Source organism: Mycobacterium talmoniae (assembly GCF_001854525.1).
GTDB classification, from domain to species: domain Bacteria; phylum Actinomycetota; class Actinomycetes; order Mycobacteriales; family Mycobacteriaceae; genus Mycobacterium; species Mycobacterium talmoniae.
In genome coordinates, this window is record NZ_MLQM01000105.1 from 1 (window position 1) to 18,796 (window position 18,796).

Here is an 18,796-nt window from a genome sequence, read left to right on the forward strand (position 1 = left end):
GCGCGCTGATCAAGGCCCAAGCCGCCTCCCTGGAGGCCGAGCACCAGGCCATCATCGCCGACGTGCTCGCCGCCGGGGACTTCTGGGGCGGCTCCGGGTCGGTGGCCTGCCAGGAGTTCATCACCCAACTGGGCCGCAACTTCCAGGTCATCTACGAACAAGCCGCCACCCACGGCACCAAAGTCCAAACCGCCGGCGGCAACATGGCCTCCACCGACGGCGCCGTCAGCGCCAGCTGGGCCTAACCTAAGTCGCCCAGCAGCCGCTTTTTCTGCTGGGCGAATTCCTCCTCGGTGAGGATGCCCGCATCGCGGAGGTCGGCCAGTTCCCGCAGTTCGGCGGAGATGCTGGTGATTGGGCCGGTCGGAGCTGTCTGCTGGCCGCGGGTCGTCGGGGCCGACCGGTCCCGGCGCCCCCGGCCGGTGGTGCCGGCCAGGGCCCGCCCGGCCGCACTCGCCAAAGCCATTTCGGCGTAGGGCATTTCCGCCCCGCCCGCCGCCACCGCCGGTCCGGCGCCGGCCATCATCGCCGGTGCGGCCGCGGTGCCGGATTCCGCCGACGCCAGCGCCACCTGCCGCAGCGCCGGGGGCGCGGCCGCGGTCCAGGCCTGCGGCACCGACAACGCGCCCAGCGAGGCGGCCTGACCCATGTTCGCCGACGCGGTGACGGCGCTGGCAGCCCCCACGCTGCCGAGGCCACCCAACGGCGCCAGGCCGCCCAGACCGCCCAAGCCACCCAGTGTGCCCAGGGGCCCGAGACCGCCCGCCTCGGTCAGCTCGTCGGCGCCCAGGAAGTCCAAGCCGACGCCGATCAGGTCCAGCCCAACGCCGCCGCCGTCCAAGCCGCCCATGGCGAATGCGTCCATACCGAGGCCCGCGGTGTCCATTTCCAGACCCAAGATGTCGGCGCCGGAGGCGGTACCGGTTCCCCCACCCAGCGCGCCCAGCCCGGCGCCCGTGCTGGTCGCGGCGTGCTTGACGGCGTGCCCGGGCACACTGGCCAGTGCCGACAATGCACCGGCGGGGGCCAGTCCGGAGCCGGTCCCGGCCGCCCCGGTGCCGGCGACCTGCCCCAGCCCGGCCGCCGACGCCTGCAACGGCTGGGAGAAGCCCTGCAGGGTTTGCGTCACCGCGGCGCTGAGTTGGGACGCACTGGTCTGGGCCCGGCTGCCGGCGGCCTGCATGACCGCAGCGCCTTGGGCGCCGAGCCCGCCCGGGTTGGTGTTTTGCTTCGGCGGGGTGAACGGCGTCAACGCGGTGGCCGCGGCCGCGCCGCCCGCGTAGCCGTACATGGCGGCGGTGTCCTGCGCCCACATTTCACCGTATTGGGCTTCGGTGGCCGCAATCGCCGCGGTGTTTTGGCCCAGGAAGTTGGTCGCGATCAGCGTCATCAGTTGGGCACGGTTGGCGGCGATCACCGGCGGGGGCACCGTCATCGCGAACGCGGTCTCATAGGCCGTCGCCGCCGCCTTGGCCTGGCTGGCGGCTTGCTCGGCCTGCGCGGCGGTGGCGTTCATCCAGGCCACATAGGGTGCGGCCGCGGTGCTCATGGCCATCGACGACGGGCCCAGCCATTGGCCGGTCAGGCTCGAGACCACCGACTGGTAAGAGGCCGCGGCGGCGCCCAGTTCGGCGGCCAGCCCGTCCCAGGCCGCCGCGGCCGCCAGAATCGGGCCCGACCCGGGCCCGGCGTACATCCGTGCCGAGTTGATCTCCGGTGGTAGCAGTGCGAAATCCATTGCCCGACGCTCTCCAAATACCGCAGGGGCTGGTTAGCTGGCGGCGGCCGCGTTGGCGGCCTCGGTGGCCGCATAAGACCCGGCGCTGCCGCGCAGGGTCTCCACAAACATCTGGTGAATGGCGGCCGCCTGGCTGCTCACGGTCTGGTACAGCGCAGCATGGGTGTTGAACTGGACCGCGGTCAGCGCCGACACCGCATCGGCCGCCGGCGGCAGCACCCCGGTCGTTGCCGGCGCCGCGGCCGCGTTCTGGGCGCTCAGCGCCGCGCCGATGGCCTGCAGGTCACCGCTCGCCGCCGTCAGAATTTCCGGTTGCGTGGTCACGAAAGACATCGGCTTCTCCTCACTTCGTCCCTGGCAGCAAACGCCGCCACCTTCGTCGGCCTCCGCGCGGCTCCGGGCGCTGCGGCCGATCCTGTGGGGGTCCACCACCCTGGGCATGACGCGCGTGAAGTTGTTCGCACGCAGGCGTTTAAAGACGCACCTTTGTTATCTGGCGAGCCTCGTTGAACCAACGGTTGTGTCCCACAGTATTTTTCGCGCCGGATTCGAAGCAAGCCAGCACGCGGGATTCATAGAGAATGCATATCTGCGCCGGCTTTGAGTGGCGCCGGTCACAGCAAAGACATTTGAGAACCCTATGAATCGTGTGACAGTCCCATGTGCGTCTAGGACAATGTCAGGACATGACGGCAATGTCGGATGACGCGCGTGACCGGCGCCCCCGCAAGGCGATCTTGGGACAACTTCCCAAGATCAACCGGCCCGACGGGTCACCGATCCGAGTGTTGCTGGTCGACGACGAGCCGGCGTTGACCAACCTGGTCACGATGGCACTGCACTATGAAGGCTGGACCGTCGACGTTGCCCATAACGGCCGGGAGGCCGTGATCAAGTTCGAAACCATCGGCCCGGATGTGCTGGTGCTCGACATCATGCTGCCCGATGTGGACGGCCTGCACATCTTGCAGCGGGTCCGCGAATCGGACACCTACACCCCGATCCTGTTTCTGACCGCGCGCGACTCGGTCACGGATCGGGTCACCGGGCTGACCGCGGGCGCCGACGACTATATGACCAAGCCGTTCAGCCTGGAGGAACTGGTCGCCCGGCTGCGCGGTTTGCTGCGCCGCTCCAGCCACATGGCCCCGCCGGCCGACGAGGTGCTCAATGTGGGAGACCTCACCTTGGACGGCGCCAGCCGCGCGGTGACCCGCGCCGGCGAGCCGCTGTCGCTGACCGCCACCGAGTTCGAGTTGCTGCGCTTCCTGATGCGCAACCCGCAGCGGGCCCTGACCCGGACCGAGATCCTGGATCGGGTGTGGAACTACGACTTCGCGGGCCGCACCAGCATCGTCGATCTGTACATTTCCTACCTGCGCAAGAAGATTGACGCCGGCCGGGAACCGATGATCCACACGGTGCGTGGCGTCGGCTACATGCTGCGACCGTCGGGATGACGCCGAGCCGAACCACCCGCTGGTGGTGGCCGCGCTCGGTGCGCCGCCAGCTGGTGTTGGGGGTGTCGGCGGTGGTGACCGTGGTGTTGGTGGCCGTCGGCCTGGTGTCGGTGCTGAGCTTGCGGACCTATGTCACCGCGATGAACGACGCCGACGTGTCCGAATCGCTGAACGCGCTCAACCATTCCTACACCCGGTACCGCAGCAGCCAGGCGGCACCGGGGCATCCCGCCAAGCCCAGCATCGAGCAGGCGTTGTTGGGCTTCACCGAGCAGGAGCCCGGAAACGTGATCGCGGTGCTGCATGACGGCCAGGTGATCGGCACGGCGGTCTTCTTTTCCGAAGACGAGCCGCGGCCGGCGCCGGAGGACGTGGTGGCCGCGATCGCGGCGGAGACCTGGCACAACGGGCCGGCCCGCAATATCAACCTGGCCAGCCTCGGGCCGTACCGGGTGGACAGCCGCGGCGTCGACGGCGGCGATCGGCTGGTGGTGGGGGTCTCCCTGAGCCTGGCCAACCGCACCATCACCAACAGGATCATCACGGCCACCGCGTTTTTGGTGGGTGCGCTGGTGGTGACCGCGGTCCTGACGGTGTGGGTGGTGGGGTATGCGCTGCGTCCGCTGCGCCGGGTCGCGGCGACCGCGGCCACGGTGGCCAGCATGCCGCTGATCGGCGGCGACGAGCGGATCACCGCCCGCGTCCGGCAAGACGACATCGATCCGGATAACGAGGTCGGGATCGTCGCGCACACCTTGAACCGGTTGCTGGACAACGTCGATGGCGCGCTGGCCTATCGCGCCGAGGCCGACAAGCGGATGCGCCAATTCATCACCGACGCCAGCCATGAGTTGCGCACCCCGCTGGCCGCAATCCAGGGCTACGCCGAACTGACCCGCCAGGACAGCTCGGATCTGCCACCCACCACCGAATACGCGTTGGCCCGCATCGAGTCGGAAGCGCAACGGATGGCCTCGCTGGTCGAGGAGCTGCTGCTGTTGTCTCGCCTCGGCGAAGGTCAGGACCTGCACCTCGAAGAGGTCGACCTGGTCGACTTGGTCATCCACGCGGTCAATGACGCGGCCGCGTCGGCGCCGACCCATCAGTGGGTCAAGGACCTGCCCGACGAAGCGGTGTGGGTCCGCGGCGACCGGGCGCGGTTGCACCAGCTGATCAGCAATCTGCTCAAGAACGCCTGGGTGCACACCCCGCCCGGGGTGACCGTCACCACCGGCATCACCGCGCACCGTGGGGACGTCGGCGGCCCGTCCGCCGAGTTGACGGTGATCGACACCGGCCCCGATATCGACGCCCAGCTGCTGCCGCACCTGTTCGAGCGGTTCGTGCGGGCCGACAAGGCCCGCTCCGGGGAGCTGGGCAGCACCGGGTTGGGGCTGGCCATCGTCGCGTCGATCGTCAAGGCGCACCACGGCACCGTCACCGCCGAATCCGCCGACGGCCGCACCGTGTTCCGGGTGCGGCTGCCGCTGATCGACCCCCCGTGAAATTGACCCCGGGGAACCCCGACCCGGCGAGCAGACGCAGAATCGCACGATTCCGGCCCGTGCAGTGCGATTCTGCGTCTGCTCACCGGCTTACCGGTGTGACGAAAGCCACTGTGCTCCCCCGGATCTGAGCTCGACGTGGCATGAACGCGTTAAGAAACCGAACGGGACCGTTAGGTAGTCGTAAAGGAGCTGGTAACCGGTTTCGGGCGGGGCGACGCTGGAGCCATGGATTTCGGAGCATTACCCCCGGAAATCAACTCCGGCAGAATGTATTCGGGGCCTGGGTCGGCACCGATGCTCGCGGCAGCGACGGCGTGGAGCCAGCTGGCCGCCGAGTTGAGCACGACGGCCGCCTCCTACGAGTCGGTGATTTCGGGCCTGGCCAGCGAGGATTGGCGCGGACCGGCCTCGGCGTCGATGGCCGCCGCCGCCACCCCGTATGTGGGGTGGCTGAATGCCACTGCCGCACAGGCCGAGCAGGCCGCGAGCCAGGCCGGCACCGCCGCGGCCGCGTTCGAGGCCGCGTTCGCCGCCACGGTGCCGCCGCCGGTGATCGCGGCCAACCGGGCGCTGCTGGCCACGCTGGTGGCGACGAACATCCTGGGCCAAAACACGCCGGCGATCGCGGCCACCGAGGCCCACTACATGGAGATGTGGGCCCAAGACGCCGCCGCCATGTACGGCTACGCCGCCGGCTCGGCGGCGGCCACCAATGTGACGCCGTTCACCTCGCCGCAGCAGAACACCAACCCGGCCGGGGTGGCGGGCCAGGGCGCCGCGGTCGCGCAAGCTAGTGGCACCGCTGCCGGCTCCAACGCGCAGTCGACGCTGTCCCAGCTGACCGCCGCGCTGCCCAACGCGCTGCAGAGCCTGGCGTCGCCGGCGACATCGTCGTCGTCCTCCCAGTCGGGGCTGTCGGGGATCCTGCAGAACCTCTTCGGCTCCAGCAGTCTCACCGACAACATCAACGGGATGGTCAACTCCGGCTTCTGGAATGGGACCAGCACCCTGTCGACCGCGGTGGGGTTCTTGAGCAACTTCGGCAGCGCGCTGGCCGGCAACGGCAGCAGCGGTGCCGCGCCCGCCGCGCTGGGGTCGGCGCTGAGCACCGGGCTCGGCTCCGGCGCGGGTGCGTTCGGGTCGGCCGGGTCGACCGGCCTGTCCGGCCTTTCCGGGGTATCGGCGGGGGTGGGCCGCGCCGGGTCGATCGGCGCGTTGTCGGTGCCGCCGAGCTGGGCGCTGCCCACCACGGCGATGGGGTCGAGCACCGCCGCGCTGACCAACGCCGGGATGGGCGCCGCGTCGGAGAGCGGGCTGGCCGCAGTGCCCGCCGGGATGCCGCTGGGCGCCGCGGCCGGGCGCAGCGTCGGCGACCTGGGCCCCCGGTACGGGTTCCGCCCCACCGTGATGGCGCACCCACCGGCGGCGGGGTAACGACCGGACCGCGGTAGGGAGTCGTAAAAGTACTGGAGCTCAACGTATTGAAACCGTTAAGACCGTGCGATCTGGCGGTCCCCGCGGCTTATCGTCGGTGCAGGTTGAGCCCTCGATGAGCCGTGCCTTGAGAGGAGTTATCCATGCTCGTCTACTTCCTGTTGACGGTGCTGGTGTTCGGCTTGCTGGGCGCCATGGTGCGAGTGATCGACAACCTGTGAACGTCACCAACGCCGTCGGTCTGGCCCTGGCCATCTTCGTGATCGCGCTGTTGGCCGCGGCCCTGCTGTTTCCGGAGCGGTTTTAGTGAGTAACGCAGCCACCGGCATGTTGTTCGTCGGGTCCCTGGTGGTCGCGCTGGCACTGGTGCATCGACCGTTGGGCGATTACATGTACCGGGTTTACAGCTCCGACAAGCACTCCCGCACCGAGCGGTTCCTCTACCGCCTGATCGGCGCCAACCCGTCGGCGGAGCAGACCTGGGCTACCTACGCGCGCAGCGTGCTGGCGTTCTCCGCGGTCAGCGTGGTCCTGCTGTTCGCGCTGCAACTCGTACAGGGCAAGCTGCCGCTGCACCTTCCCGATCCCGCGACCCCGATGACCCCGGCGTTGGCGTGGAACACCGCGGTCAGCTTCGTCACCAACACCAACTGGCAGGCCTACGGAGGTGAATCGACCCAGGGCCACCTGGTGCAGATGGCTGGGTTAGCAGTGCAGAACTTCGTCTCCGCCGCGGTGGGGATGGCGGTGGCGGTGGCGCTCGTGCGCGGGTTTGCCCGCCGGCGCACCGGCGAACTGGGCAACTTCTGGGTCGACCTGGTCCGCGGCACGCTGCGCATCCTGCTGCCGATCGCGGTCCTCGGCGCGCTTGTGCTGGTCGCCGGCGGGGTGATCCAGAACTTCCATCTGTACGACCAGGTGGTGACCACGTTCGGTGGTGCGCCGCAGCCGATTCCCGGCGGCCCGGTGGCCAGCCAAGAGGTCATCAAACTGCTGGGCACCAACGGCGGTGGCTTCTACAACGCCAACTCGGCGCACCCGTTTGAGAACCCGACCGCGTGGACCAACTGGGTCGAGTCCTTCCTGATCCTGGTCATCGCCTTCTCGCTACCGCGCACCTTCGGTCGCATGGTGGGAAACACCAAACAGGGCACCGCGATTGCGGCGATCATGGCCGTCATCGCCATCGCGAGCGTCAGCTTGATCAGTGTGTCGCAGCTGCAGCACCACGGCACCGTGCCCACCGCCGCGGGCGCGGCCACCGAAGGTGTCGAACAGCGTCTCGGCGTCGCCGACTCGGCGGTCTTCGCCGACGCGACCACGCTGACGTCCACCGGGGCGGTCGACTCGGTCCACGATTCCTACACCAGCCTGGGCGGCCTGATGACGATGTTCAACATGCAGCTCGGCGAGGTCGCTCCGGGTGGTGTGGGTTCGGGCTTGTACGGCATGCTGATCCTCGCCGTGATCACGGTGTTCGTCGCCGGGCTGATGGTCGGCCGCACCCCCGAATACCTCGGCAAGAAGATCACCCCGCGCGAGATCAAGCTGGCGGCAAGCTATTTCCTCGTCACCCCGCTGGTGGTGCTGATCGGCACGGCGGCTTCGATCGCCTTGCCCGGCCCGCGCGCGGCGATGGCCAACACCGGACCGCATGGCCTGTCGGAGGTGTTGTACGCGTTCACCTCCGCGGCGAACAACAACGGCTCGGCCTTCGCGGGGCTGGGTGCCGACACCGGGTGGTACAACACCGCACTCGGCCTGGCGATGCTGATCGGCAGGTTTGTGCCGATGATCCTGGTGCTCGCCCTGGCCGGATCGCTGGCCCGTCAGGGCAGCGCGCCGCAGTCCGTAGGCACCCTGCCCACCCACAGACCGCAGTTCGTCGGCCTGGTCGTCGGGGTGACGGTCATTCTGGTTGCGCTGACCTTCCTGCCCGCACTGGCGCTCGGGCCGCTCGCCGAAGGAATCCACTGATGCTGACGTCACCACGAGCAGTCCCCCGCAAGCGGGAGGTACCCCCAACAACGGCCCCCGACACCGCGCCCAGGTTGAGGTTTTTGCGTCTGCTCGGCGATCCGGGCACCGCCCACACCCGGGTGCAGGGCGGGCTGCTGGACCCCAGGATGCTGCTGACGTCGCTGCCCGCAGCGCTGCGCAAGCTCGACCCGCGCACCCTGTGGCGCAACCCGGTGATGTTTATCGTCGAGATCGGCGCCGTATGGTCAACCGTGCTGGCCGTCAGCCAACCGAGCTGGTTCGGCGCGCTGGTGGTGTTCTGGCTGTGGCTGACGGTGCTGATCGCCAACCTGGCCGAGGCCGTCGCCGAAGGACGCGGCAAGGCGCAGGCCGACACGCTGCGCAAGTCCAAGGCCGACACCGTTGCGCGCCGACTGCGCGGATGGGCGCCAGGCCGGGCCGGTACCGAAGAACAGGTCGCCGCACCGCTGCTGGCCCGCGGCGACATCGTCGTCGTGGAAGCCGGCCAAATCATCCCCGGCGACGGCGACGTGGTGGAAGGCATTGCGTCGGTGGATGAATCGGCCATCACCGGTGAATCCGCCCCGGTGGTCCGCGAATCCGGCGGCGACCGCTCGGCGGTCACCGGCGGAACCATCGTGCTGTCCGACCGGATCGTGGTCCGGATCACCCAACAACCCGGGCACAGCTTCGTCGACCGGATGATCGCGCTGGTCGAGGGCGCCAACCGGCAGAAGACCCCCAACGAAATCGCACTGAACATTCTGCTGGCGGCGTTGACCATCATCTTCGTGGTTGCGGTGGCCACGCTGCAGCCGCTGGCGATCTACTCCAAGGCCAACACCCCCGGTGTGCCGGACAGCGTGGCCCTGGGCGGCAACGGTATCGCGGGCATCGTGTTGGTGGCGCTGCTGGTCTGCCTGATCCCCACCACCATCGGCGCACTGCTGTCGGCCATCGGGATCGCCGGCATGGACCGGTTGGTGCAGCGCAATGTGCTGGCCATGTCCGGGCGCGCGGTCGAGGCCGCCGGCGATGTCAACACCTTGCTGCTGGACAAGACCGGAACCATCACGCTGGGCAACCGCCAGGCGTCGGCGTTCATCCCGGTCGCCGGGGTCAGCGCCGAGGCGCTGGCCGACGCCGCTCAGCTGTCCAGCCTCGCCGACGAAACCCCCGAGGGCCGTTCGGTGGTCGTCTACGCCAAGGAGGCTTACGGGTTGCGGGCCCGGACCCCGGGTGAGCTGGTCAACGCGACGTGGGTCGGATTCACCGCGGTCACCCGCATGTCCGGAGTCGACGTCGACGGGCACCAGTTGCGCAAGGGCGCGGCCAGCGCCGTGGCCGACTGGGTGCGCTGCCAGGGCGGGCGCATTCCCGCAGAACTCGGCCAGATCGTCGACGGCATCGGCGCCGCCGGCGGCACCCCGCTGGTGGTGGGTGAAGCCACCGACGACGGCGCCCACGCGCGGGTGCTCGGCGTCATCCACCTCAAGGACGTGGTGAAGCAGGGCATGCGCGAGCGGTTTGATGCGATGCGCCGGATGGGCATCCGCACCGTGATGATCACCGGGGACAACCCGTTGACCGCCAAGGCGATCGCCGACGAGGCCAGCGTCGACGACTTCCTCGCCGAGGCCACCCCCGAGGACAAACTGATGCTGATCAGGCGTGAGCAGGAGGGCGGGCGGCTGGTCGCCATGACCGGCGACGGCACCAATGATGCCCCCGCGCTGGCCCAGGCCGACGTCGGCGTGGCGATGAACACCGGGACCACCGCGGCCAAAGAGGCCGGCAACATGGTGGATTTGGACTCCGACCCCACCAAGCTCATCGAGATCGTCGAGATCGGTAAACAGCTGCTCATCACCCGTGGCGCGCTGACCACGTTTTCCATCGCCAACGACATCGCCAAGTACTTCGCCATCATCCCGGCGATGTTCGTCGTGCTGTTCCCCGGCCTGGACCTGCTCAACATCATGCGGCTGCACAGCCCCCAGTCGGCGATCCTGTCGGCGGTGATCTTCAACGCATTGGTCATCGCCGCCTTGATCCCGTTGGCGCTGCGGGGTGTCCGCTACACCCCCAGCAGCGCGTCGAAGCTGCTCAGCCGCAACCTGTACCTCTACGGTTTGGGCGGGATCGTCGCCCCGTTCATCGGGATCAAGCTCATCGATCTAGTGGTTCAACTGCTCCCCGGGATGGCCTGAGATGACGTTGACCAATCTGGTTCGCCAGCACTGGGCCGCGCTGCGGGCGCTGCTGGTCTTCACCGCGATCCTCGGTGTCGGCTACCCCGTGTTCATTTGGCTGGTGGCCCAGGCGCCCGGGTTGCACTCCCGCGCGGAAGGCTCGATCGTCACGGTCGACGGCACACCGGTCGCCAGCGAGCTGATCGGCCAGTCGTTCACCGACGCCGCCGGGCAGCCGGTGCCCCGGTATTTCCAGAGCCGGCCGTCGGCGGCCGGGACCGGCTACGACCCGACGGCCAGCGGCGCCAGCAACCTGGGACCGGAAAGCATCGTCGACACGCCCAGCCAGCCGAGCCTGCTCACCCAGGTGTGCGCCCGCAGCGCCGCGATCGGTCGGCTGGAGGGGGTGGACGGATCGCGGCCGTTTTGCACCGGCACCGGGGTGGGGGCGGTGCTCTCGGTGATCGGCCCACGCGACCCCCACGGCATCGTGCAGCATCCGACCCGGGTGGTCAGCGTCAACGAGCCCTGCGCCAGCGGTCATCGACCCTTCCTGACCAGCTACCGCGGGGTGCCGGTGCAATGTGCGACACCCGGCGAGAACTACGCGATCGGCCAGCTCGTGCCGATCCGGGGTGCGGCCCCCGCGCAGCCGCAGGTGCCGGCCGACGCCGTCACCGCCAGCGGCAGCGGCCTTGACCCGGACATCTCCCCGGCCTACGCCGAGATCCAGGTCGCCCGGGTGGCCCGGGCCCGACACATCACCGCCGCGCAGGTCCGCGCGGTGGTGGACCGGCACCGCAGCGGCCGCCAATTGGGGTTCCTCGGCGAGCCCCGGGTCAACGTGGTGGCGCTGAACCTCGACCTCGACCGGATGTATCCGGCGGTTGGCTAATGCCCGCGAGCAGCCGCAAACGCCCCTCGTTTCGACCCGAAATGGGGGCGTTTGTTAGGGGTACCTCCCGCTTGCGGGGCACTGCTCGCCGTGGGAAGCCCACCACCCGCACGGCACAGGGGGATGATGGTCACGTGAGCGACGTCGAACACCGCCGTAAACGCGGGGAGTTGCGCATCTACTTGGGCGCGGCGCCCGGCGTCGGCAAGACGTTCGCGATGCTCGGCGAGGCGCACCGCCGGTTGGAACGCGGCACCGATGTGGTTGCTGCGGTGGTCGAAACGCACGGTCGCCAGAAGACCGCGGAACTGCTGGAGGGTATCGAGATCCTGCCCCCGCGCTACATCGGCTATCGGGGCCATCGCTTCCCCGAACTCGATGTCGCCGCCGTATTGGCGCGCAACCCGCAGGTGGTGTTGGTCGACGAGCTCGCCCACACCAACACCCCGGGCAGCGCGAACCACAAACGTTGGCAGGACATCGAGGAGCTACTCGACGCCGGGATCACCGTGATCTCCACGGTCAACATCCAGCATCTGGAGAGCCTCAACGATGTGGTCGCCCAGATCACCGGGATCACCCAGCAGGAGACGGTACCCGATTCGGTGGTGCGACAGGCCGCGCAGATCGAGCTGATCGATATCGATCCGGAGGCGCTGCGCCGCAGGCTCTCCCACGGCAACGTCTACGCCCCGGAGAAGGTGGATGCGGCGCTGTCCAACTACTTCCGCAGCGGAAACCTCACTGCGCTCAGGGAACTGGCGCTGTTGTGGTTGGCCGATCAGGTCGACGCCGCCCTGGCGAAGTACCGTGCCGACAAACGGATCACCGAGACGTGGGAGGCCCGCGAGCGGGTTGTCGTCGCCGTCACCGGCGGCCCGGAGTCGGAGACGTTGGTGCGACGCGCATCCCGGATCGCAACGAAGTCGTCGGCCGAACTGATGGTGGTGCACGTCCTGCGCGACAGCGGCGGCCTGACCCGCGACTCGGCGCCCCGGATGGGCAAGGTCCGGGAGCTGGCGACCAGCCTGGGCGCGTCGCTGCACATCGTGGTCGGTGACGACGTCCCCACCGCCCTACTGGATTTCGCTCGGCAAACCAACGCCACCCAGCTGGTGATCGGCACCTCCCGCCGCTCCCGCTGGGCGCGGATTGTGGACGAAGGCATTGGCGCCATGGTGGTGCGACAGTCCGGTAAGATCGACGTCCACATCGTGACCCACGAGGAATCCCAGCGGGCGTTCGGGGCGGCGCCGATCTGGCCGCGGGAACGCCGCGCCGCATCCTGGCTGGCGGCGCTGCTGGTGCCGTCGGCGATCTGCGTGGTCACGCTCAGCTCGCTGGACCGTTTCCTGGGCACCAGCGGCGCCAGTGCCCTGTTCTTCGTCGGGGTGTTGGTGGTCGCCCTGCTGGGCGGTGTTGCCCCGGCGGTGCTCTCGGCGGTGGTGTCCAGCCTGTTGTTGAACTACTACCTGACCGCGCCGCGGCACAGCTTCACCATCGCCGAACCGGACGCCGCGGTCACCGAGGCGGTGTTGCTGCTGGTCGCGGTCGCGGTGGCGGTGCTGGTCGACGGCGCCGCCAAACGCGCCCGGGAAGCCCGCTGGGCCTCCCAGGAGGCCGAACTGCTGACGCTGTTCGCCGGGTCGGTGCTGCGCGGCGCCGACCTGGACACCCTGCTGGAGCGGGTGCGGGAGACCTATGCGCAACGCACCGTGAGCTTGCTGCGCGCGGGTCCGGACGGCAGCCGCACCATCGCCAGCGTCGGCACCGACCCGTGCGCCTCGGTGGATTCCGCTGACACCGTGATCGAAGTCGGGGACGACGAGTTCTGGATGCTGATGGCCGGCCGCAAGCTGGCCGCCCGCGACCGCCGGGTGCTGGGCGCGGTCGCCAACCAGGCGGTGGGCCTGGTCCGGCAGCGCGAGCTGGCCGAGGAGGCCAGCCGGGCCGAGGCGATCGCCCGGGCCGACGAGCTGCGTCGCTCCCTGCTGTCGGCGGTCAGCCATGACCTGCGCACGCCGCTGGCCGCGGCCAAGGTCTCGGTGTCGAGCCTGCGCGCCGAGGACGTCGGCTTCTCCCCCGAGGACACCGCCGAGTTGCTGGCCAGCATCGAGGAATCCATCGACCAGCTCACCGCGCTGGTCGGCAACCTGCTGGACTCGTCGCGGCTGGCCGCCGGCGTGGTGCACCCGGAACTGCGCCGGGTGTACCTGGAGGAGTCCGTGCAGCGGGCGCTGGTCAGCATCGGTCAGGGCATCACCGGGTACTTCCGGTCCGGCATTGACCGGGTGAAAGTCGACGTCGGCGGCGCGGTGGTGCTGGCCGATGCCGGGCTGCTGGAGAGGGTGCTGGCGAATCTGATCGACAATGCGCTGCGCTATGCCCCCGACGGGGTGATCCGCATCAACGCCGGCCGGGTCCGTGACCGGGTGCTGATCAGCGTCATCGACGAAGGCCGCGGCATCCCGGAAGGGGCCGCCGACCACATGTTCGACGCGTTTCAGCGGCTCGGCGACCACGACAACACCACCGGTGTCGGCCTGGGGCTTTCGGTGGCCCGCGGCTTCGTGGAGGCGATGGGCGGCACCATTCAGGCCAGCGACACCCCCGGTGGCGGGCTCACCGTGGTGGTCGATCTGGCCGCCCCGGACGAGGATGGGCGCCGATGACCCGCGCCGGCGACGATGCAGAGCGCAGCGATGAGAAGGAGCGGCGCCGATGACCCGGGTTTTGGTGATCGACGACGAGCCCCACATTCTGCGTGCGCTCAAGATCAACCTGTCCGCCCGCGGCTATGAGGTCGTCACCGCGGCCACCGGGGCCGGGGCGCTGCGCGCCGCCGCCGAACACCGTCCCGAAGTGGTGATCCTCGATCTCGGCCTGCCCGACATTTCCGGCATCGAGGTGCTGGCCGGGTTGCGGGGCTGGCTGACCGCACCGGTGATCGTGCTTTCGGCGCGCACCGACTCCTCGGACAAGGTGGAGGCGTTGGATGCCGGCGCCGACGATTACGTGACCAAGCCGTTCGGCATGGACGAGTTGTTGGCCCGGCTGCGCGCCGCGGCGCGCCGTGGTGCCGCGGCCTCCGAGATCGACCAACCGGTGATCGAAACCTCCTCGTTCACCATCGATTTGGCCGCCAAGAAGGTCGTCAAGAACGGCGCCGAAGTCCACCTGACCCCCACCGAATGGGGGATGCTGGAAATGCTGGTCCGCAACCGCGGCAAGCTGGTCGGCCGCGAGGATCTGCTCAAGGAGGTATGGGGTCCCTCCTACGCGAAGGAGACCCACTACCTGCGGGTGTATTTGGCGCAGCTGCGCCGCAAACTCGAGGACGACCCGTCGCGCCCCAAGCACCTGTTGACCGAGGCCGGGATGGGCTACCGCTTCGAGATATGAGCCGCCGGGCAGGTTTGAGATCCGCGAGTTTGGGTACCACCCTCAAGATCACCGGAGCATCGCGGAAGGAGTTTGACGTCATGCTCTCCAAGCTCGCTACTAAGACGACGGCAGCCGTCGCCGGAATCGCGACGGCAGGAATCCTCGCGGCGACACCGGCGCTCGCGGACCCGCAAACGCTTCCATTTGGCCAATCCGCGGAAATTCCCAGTCCGGGTGGAGCCATCAGCTACACCGTGCAAAACTTGCAACCCAGCGGTCACAACGACGGCATCTGGTACTCCGATGTCACCGCCCAAGCCACGTCGGGCTCCCCGACCCCGAACATCGCCGACTTCAACGCCCGTGCCGTGAACAGCTCGACCTACGCGGTGATGAAGGGCAACGAGGTGGACGGCCTGCCTAACGCACCCATCGCGACGGGCAGCCAGTCCAGCGGGCGGCTGTACTTCGACGTCAAGGGCGGCACAGCGCCCGACAGCGTGGTCTACCGGGACGCCGCCGGCGTCGACAAGGTCGTCTGGAAGAGCTGACGGCCCGCGCCCACCGTGCACTGGTGGCGGCAATTCCGTGAAAATCCCGCCACCGGCGCACGTTCGATGAGTGGGGTCAGCTCGCGCGCCCGATGAAGGCGCTCACCGTGCGGTAGAACTCGTCCGGTTTCTCGTGTTCGACGAGGTGACCGCAGTCGGCGACGACGACCGACTGACAACCGGGGACCGCGGCGGCGATTTCTTCCGAAAGCCCTGGCGGCGTGCAGAAGTCCTGGTCCCCGCAGATCACCAGGCTCGGCTGCCCGATGTCGTGCAGGCGCGACAGCGTGTCGTGGGCCGCGATCATGTCGATGCGCTGCAGCGCGATGGCACGGTCCCGCGGACCGTCGGGTTGGGCGGCGGCGCGGTCGATCCACGCCGCGACCCGGTCGGGATGCTCGCGGGTGTATTGCGGGGAGAACAGAAACAGCGCATAACCGGACAGCAGGGCGTGGCGCTCCCATTCGGCCGCCATCTGGCGCCGCACGGCGAACTCGCGCGTCATGAACGCGTCGAAACGCGCGAACGACGCCACCATGGTCAGGCTTCGCACGGTGTGCGGATGGTCCAACGCGAGGTACTGCCCGATCGCGCCGCCGGTCGAGGCGCCCACCACATGCATCGGCCCCACATCGAGGTGCGCCACCAGGGATGCCATGTCGGCGGCCAGTTGCGCTGTCGTGTAGCCGTTTTCGGCGCGGCTGGATTCCCCGGTGCCGCGCTGGTCGGGGACGACGATGTAGTGGTCGGCGGCGAACCGGTCGATCTGGCCGATCCAGCTTTTACCGGTTCCGCCCAGGCCCGAAATCAACAGCACCGGGGGGTCGGCGGGATCACCGTACGTCTCGTAGTGCAGCGAGATGTCGGGGGTGTGCAAGGTAGCCATGGTCATCTTTCCGATCGGTGTTTGTTACAGGACGGCGTCGGCGAGGCGCTCAAGCTGGTGCAGCGACGCGACGGTGGGGTGAAACAGCAGCCCGTCGAAGCCGAGGTCGCGGTAGGCGCGCACGGTGGCCACCGCGTCGCGCGGCGAGGCGACCATGTCGGCCACGTTGAGCTCGGCGTACTCCGGCACGAACCCGTAGTAGCTGCGCAGATTCGCCTGCCCGGCGTGCACCGTCGCCGCGTCGCCGAACGCGAAATTCACGCTGGCGTTCAGCCACGGCTTACCGGTGCGGCCGGCCTGCTGCCAGGCCACCCGCACCCGGTCGGCGAACGACGACTGGTTCGTATAGTCGCGGACGGCGCCGGCCGCCCAGCCGTCCCCCACCGTGGTCACCCGCCGCAATGTGGCCGGTGACGCCCCGCCGAACAGCACCGGGATCTGCACCGGCGCCGGGCACAGCGGGACCTCACCGGTGACCACGTCGACCTGCCACGCCCGCCGCATCAACTCCAGGGTCTGGTCGAAAACCCGTCCCCGCTGGTGGAAGTCCGCGCCGGTGGCCGTGTAGTCGTCGGTGCGCCGGCCCACCCCGAGCCCCAGCGTGAGCCGATTGCCGGAGATATCGGCCAGGCTCGCCAACTGCTTGGCCAGCGGTGCGGCCGGGTACAGCGGTGCCAGCAGCACGTTGGTGATCAGCCGGAGATCGCGGGTGGCACCGGCGGCAACGGAGAGGGCGACGATCGAGTCGAGGCTGGGGTAGACCACCCGGTCGATGGTGGTGACCCCGGCGAATCCGTATTGTTCGGCCCGCTGCGCCCACTCGGTGATCAGCGAACCACCCACCCGGGCAATGTGGTTGGGCAGGCCAATAACGATGTGCATGGCTATCCCTTCGAATTGATGACGGCGTAGAGCTGGCCGTAGCTGTCGGCATGGGCGGCCAGCCGGCACGGTTCGGACTGCGCCACGACGATCTCGGCGGCCGGCGGCTGCGCCTGTAACAGCGTCATCGTCTCGGCGACAAAGGCATCCAGCGGCATCGTGGTGGGGTCGTCGGCGAGCGCGTTGTGGATGTCGGTCTGCACCCGCGGCGGCACGATCTCGCTCACCTGAACCGGGGTGTCGCGCAACTGGAATCGCAGCGACTCGGTGTAGGAGTGCAGCGCCGCCTTGGTTGCGCAGTAGGTGGGAGTGCTCGCTTTGGGCACGAACGCCAGCGCGGAGGTGACGTTGATGATCGCCGCGTGCGGCTGGGCGAGTAGCACCGGCAGCAACGCGGCGGTCAGCCGGATCGGCCCCAGCAGATTGGTCGCCACCACCGCCTCCGCCGCGGCGACGTCACCGGCGGTGAGGTCCTCCACGCGCAGGATGGCGGCATTGTTGATCACGACATTCAGGCCCGGGTAGCGGTCACCGAGTTCGGCGACGAATCGCCGGATATCGGCGGGATCGCCCTGATCAAGCGGCAGCTGGCCCATGCCCGGGTTGGCGTCGACGATGGCTTGCAGCGGCTCGCGCCGTCGCCCCGCCACGACGACCTGGTTCCCCAACCGGTGCAGCGACTCGGCCAGGCCGCGGCCGATTCCGGTGCCGCCGCCGGTCACCAGAATGGTGTTGCCCGTCCAGTGCATGGCAGTGCCTTTCTCTCGATCCCCGCGGCCAGCGTCGCAGCCATCGCCCCAAGATGCCTATGCCTACCCGCAAAACGGCCATAAACCTCTATCGGTACGGCATTGACTGCATACTTTCCTCATGGCAGATCGTTTGGACGCGCAAATCCTCCACGCGTTGGAGCTATCGCCGCGGGTGTCGTTTCGCCGTCTCGCCACCGTCGTCGGCGCATCCGAGCAAACCGTCGCCCGCCGCTACCAGCAGTTGCGTCGCGAGGGTGTGCTGCGCGTCGTCGGTCTGGTCAACCCGCGGGTGCACGGGGAGGCGCAGTGGGTGGCCCGCATCCGCGCCAAACCCGACCGGATCACACAACTGGGCGAGGCGCTGGCGCGGCGATCCGATGTCACCCACGCCAACATCCTGTCGGGGTGGACCGAATTGGTCTGTGTCATCCGCGCGCCGGTCCGCGAGAGTCGGGAAAGCCCGCTGTTGCAACAGCTCCCCCGCACCACCTCGGTACTCGACATCAGCGTCGAGCTGGTACTGCACGCGTTCGGCGAGCCGGCAACCGCGCAGTGGGCCGGCTACGGTCACAAACTCAGCGCCGAGCAAACCACCCAGATCCTCGACGACCCGGCCAACCAGGCGGTGTCCGGTCCCCTCATCACCCCCACCGCGCACGACCAGCCGCTGCTGGACGCGCTCGCCGACGATGGCCGCGCCACCCAGGCGCACCTGGCCGATCGGACCGGATGGTCGGCGGCCCGGGTAGCTCGGCGGGTCGCAGCCCTGGAAGCCTCAGGCACCCTGGTCTATGACGTCGACGTGCTCGGTGAGCGGCTCGGGTTCCAGCTCAACGCGATGCTGTGGCTCAGCGTCGCGCCCAGACACCTGCACCGGGTGGGTGAACGGATCGCCGCCCACGACGAGGTCGCATTCGTCGCGGCGGTCAGCGGCCAGCACAACCTCATGGTCGTGCTCATCTGCCGCGACGCCGACGACCTGTACCGCTATCTCACCGAGAACCTCGCGGCCATCGACGAGGTCGACGGCTACGACATCAGCGTTCGGGCCCAGCGGCTCAAACAATCGGCGTCGCTGGTCGCCGGCGGACGTCTGGTCACCCCCCGCCGCGGTTGAGCGCCGCCCACCCGCAC

General features: G+C 68.9%; 17 protein-coding genes. 12 read left to right on the forward strand and 5 right to left on the reverse strand.

The window, feature by feature from the left end; genetic code table 11:
• Nucleotides 1–245: WXG100 family type VII secretion target (locus BKN37_RS17600; RefSeq protein ID WP_207547255.1), on the forward strand; the 245-nt coding region annotated here is incomplete at its 5' end.
• Here the strand turns inward: BKN37_RS17600 and BKN37_RS17605 are convergent.
• Nucleotides 242–1,738 carry a PPE family protein, SVP subgroup gene (locus tag BKN37_RS17605; RefSeq protein ID WP_071028185.1) on the reverse strand — a complete coding sequence of 499 codons (1,497 nt, stop codon included), beginning with the start codon at nt 1,736–1,738 and terminating at the stop codon, nt 242–244. The genes BKN37_RS17600 and BKN37_RS17605 overlap by 4 nt on opposite strands.
• A 33-nt stretch (nt 1,739–1,771) precedes the next feature.
• Complete coding sequence (locus tag BKN37_RS17610; RefSeq protein ID WP_071028187.1) at nt 1,772–2,071, reverse strand: PE family protein; 300 nt, start codon at nt 2,069–2,071, stop codon at nt 1,772–1,774.
• Nucleotides 2,072–2,424: 353 nt separating this feature from the next.
• On the opposite strand from BKN37_RS17610, the gene BKN37_RS17615 reads away from it, so the two are divergent.
• The 10 genes from BKN37_RS17615 (at nt 2,425) to BKN37_RS17660 (ending at nt 15,142) form a co-directional block, all read left to right on the forward strand.
• Nucleotides 2,425–3,198 (forward strand): response regulator transcription factor, encoded by a 774-nt coding sequence (locus BKN37_RS17615; RefSeq protein ID WP_071028189.1) that lies wholly within the window; start codon nt 2,425–2,427, stop codon nt 3,196–3,198.
• Nucleotides 3,195–4,703, forward strand: coding sequence for a sensor histidine kinase (locus tag BKN37_RS17620; RefSeq protein WP_071028191.1), 1,509 nt, complete (start codon nt 3,195–3,197; stop codon nt 4,701–4,703). Before BKN37_RS17615 ends, BKN37_RS17620 begins: the two co-directional genes overlap by 4 nt.
• A gap of 228 nt (nt 4,704–4,931) precedes the next feature.
• Nucleotides 4,932–6,140, forward strand: a complete 1,209-nt coding sequence (locus BKN37_RS17625) for a PPE family protein (RefSeq protein ID WP_071028193.1) — start codon at nt 4,932–4,934, stop codon at nt 6,138–6,140.
• A gap of 217 nt (nt 6,141–6,357) precedes the next feature.
• A complete protein-coding gene (locus tag BKN37_RS17630) occupies nt 6,358–6,447 on the forward strand; it encodes a K+-transporting ATPase subunit F (protein WP_071028195.1) in 90 nt (29 codons plus the stop codon).
• A 20-nt stretch (nt 6,448–6,467) separates the two neighbouring features.
• Nucleotides 6,468–8,117: a potassium-transporting ATPase subunit KdpA gene (gene kdpA / locus BKN37_RS17635; protein WP_071028216.1), complete on the forward strand. Its 1,650-nt coding sequence runs from the start codon at nt 6,468–6,470 to the stop codon at nt 8,115–8,117.
• On the forward strand, nt 8,117–10,330 hold the full coding sequence (gene kdpB / locus BKN37_RS17640) for a potassium-transporting ATPase subunit KdpB (RefSeq protein WP_083341870.1): 2,214 nt from the start codon (nt 8,117–8,119) through the stop codon (nt 10,328–10,330). The genes kdpA and kdpB overlap by 1 nt, the downstream gene beginning before the upstream one ends.
• 1 nt (nt 10,331) lies before the next feature.
• Nucleotides 10,332–11,207, forward strand: coding sequence for a potassium-transporting ATPase subunit C (locus BKN37_RS17645; protein ID WP_071028200.1), 876 nt, complete (start codon nt 10,332–10,334; stop codon nt 11,205–11,207).
• A 134-nt stretch (nt 11,208–11,341) separates the two neighbouring features.
• Nucleotides 11,342–13,879: a sensor histidine kinase gene (locus BKN37_RS17650; RefSeq protein ID WP_071028202.1), complete on the forward strand. Its 2,538-nt coding sequence runs from the start codon at nt 11,342–11,344 to the stop codon at nt 13,877–13,879.
• Nucleotides 13,880–13,928: 49 nt separating this feature from the next.
• Nucleotides 13,929–14,609 (forward strand): response regulator, encoded by a 681-nt coding sequence (locus BKN37_RS17655; RefSeq protein ID WP_071028204.1) that lies wholly within the window; start codon nt 13,929–13,931, stop codon nt 14,607–14,609.
• A gap of 80 nt (nt 14,610–14,689) precedes the next feature.
• Nucleotides 14,690–15,142, forward strand: coding sequence for a DUF1942 domain-containing protein (locus BKN37_RS17660; RefSeq protein WP_071028206.1), 453 nt, complete (start codon nt 14,690–14,692; stop codon nt 15,140–15,142).
• 76 nt (nt 15,143–15,218) lie between these two features.
• Here the strand turns inward: BKN37_RS17660 and BKN37_RS17665 are convergent, their stop codons facing one another.
• The 3 genes from BKN37_RS17665 to BKN37_RS17675 are packed head-to-tail and all read right to left on the reverse strand — an operon-like array spanning nt 15,219 to nt 17,659.
• Entirely contained in the window at nt 15,219–16,028 is an 810-nt protein-coding gene (locus BKN37_RS17665) for an alpha/beta fold hydrolase (RefSeq protein ID WP_071028217.1), read from the reverse strand.
• A 24-nt stretch (nt 16,029–16,052) separates the two neighbouring features.
• Nucleotides 16,053–16,910 (reverse strand): LLM class flavin-dependent oxidoreductase, encoded by an 858-nt coding sequence (locus BKN37_RS17670; RefSeq protein ID WP_071028208.1) that lies wholly within the window; start codon nt 16,908–16,910, stop codon nt 16,053–16,055.
• 2 nt (nt 16,911–16,912) lie between these two features.
• Nucleotides 16,913–17,659, reverse strand: coding sequence for an SDR family oxidoreductase (locus tag BKN37_RS17675; RefSeq protein WP_071028210.1), 747 nt, complete (start codon nt 17,657–17,659; stop codon nt 16,913–16,915).
• Between the two features lie 121 nt (nt 17,660–17,780).
• On the opposite strand from BKN37_RS17675, the gene BKN37_RS17680 reads away from it, so the two are divergent.
• Complete coding sequence (locus tag BKN37_RS17680) at nt 17,781–18,779, forward strand: Lrp/AsnC family transcriptional regulator (RefSeq protein WP_071028212.1); 999 nt, start codon at nt 17,781–17,783, stop codon at nt 18,777–18,779.
• Nucleotides 18,780–18,796 lie beyond the last annotated feature (17 nt).

Bases quoted from the DNA above. Each gene is read 5' to 3' on its own strand.
- BKN37_RS17675 (WP_071028210.1), bottom strand. From the start codon at position 17,659: ATGCACTGGACGGGCAACACCATTCTGGTGACCGGCGGCGGCACCGGA.
- BKN37_RS17655 (WP_071028204.1), top strand. From the start codon at position 13,929: ATGACCCGGGTTTTGGTGATCGACGACGAGCCCCACATTCTGCGTGCG.
- BKN37_RS17680 (WP_071028212.1), top strand. From the start codon at position 17,781: ATGGCAGATCGTTTGGACGCGCAAATCCTCCACGCGTTGGAGCTATCG.
- BKN37_RS17620 (WP_071028191.1), top strand. From the start codon at position 3,195: ATGACGCCGAGCCGAACCACCCGCTGGTGGTGGCCGCGCTCGGTGCGC.
- kdpA (WP_071028216.1), top strand. From the start codon at position 6,468: ATGTTGTTCGTCGGGTCCCTGGTGGTCGCGCTGGCACTGGTGCATCGA.
- BKN37_RS17660 (WP_071028206.1), top strand. From the start codon at position 14,690: ATGCTCTCCAAGCTCGCTACTAAGACGACGGCAGCCGTCGCCGGAATC.
- BKN37_RS17625 (WP_071028193.1), top strand. From the start codon at position 4,932: ATGGATTTCGGAGCATTACCCCCGGAAATCAACTCCGGCAGAATGTAT.
- kdpB (WP_083341870.1), top strand. From the start codon at position 8,117: ATGCTGACGTCACCACGAGCAGTCCCCCGCAAGCGGGAGGTACCCCCA.
- BKN37_RS17605 (WP_071028185.1), bottom strand. From the start codon at position 1,738: ATGGATTTCGCACTGCTACCACCGGAGATCAACTCGGCACGGATGTAC.
- BKN37_RS17610 (WP_071028187.1), bottom strand. From the start codon at position 2,071: ATGTCTTTCGTGACCACGCAACCGGAAATTCTGACGGCGGCGAGCGGT.
- BKN37_RS17665 (WP_071028217.1), bottom strand. From the start codon at position 16,028: ATGGCTACCTTGCACACCCCCGACATCTCGCTGCACTACGAGACGTAC.
- BKN37_RS17645 (WP_071028200.1), top strand. From the start codon at position 10,332: ATGACGTTGACCAATCTGGTTCGCCAGCACTGGGCCGCGCTGCGGGCG.
- BKN37_RS17615 (WP_071028189.1), top strand. From the start codon at position 2,425: ATGACGGCAATGTCGGATGACGCGCGTGACCGGCGCCCCCGCAAGGCG.
- BKN37_RS17670 (WP_071028208.1), bottom strand. From the start codon at position 16,910: ATGCACATCGTTATTGGCCTGCCCAACCACATTGCCCGGGTGGGTGGT.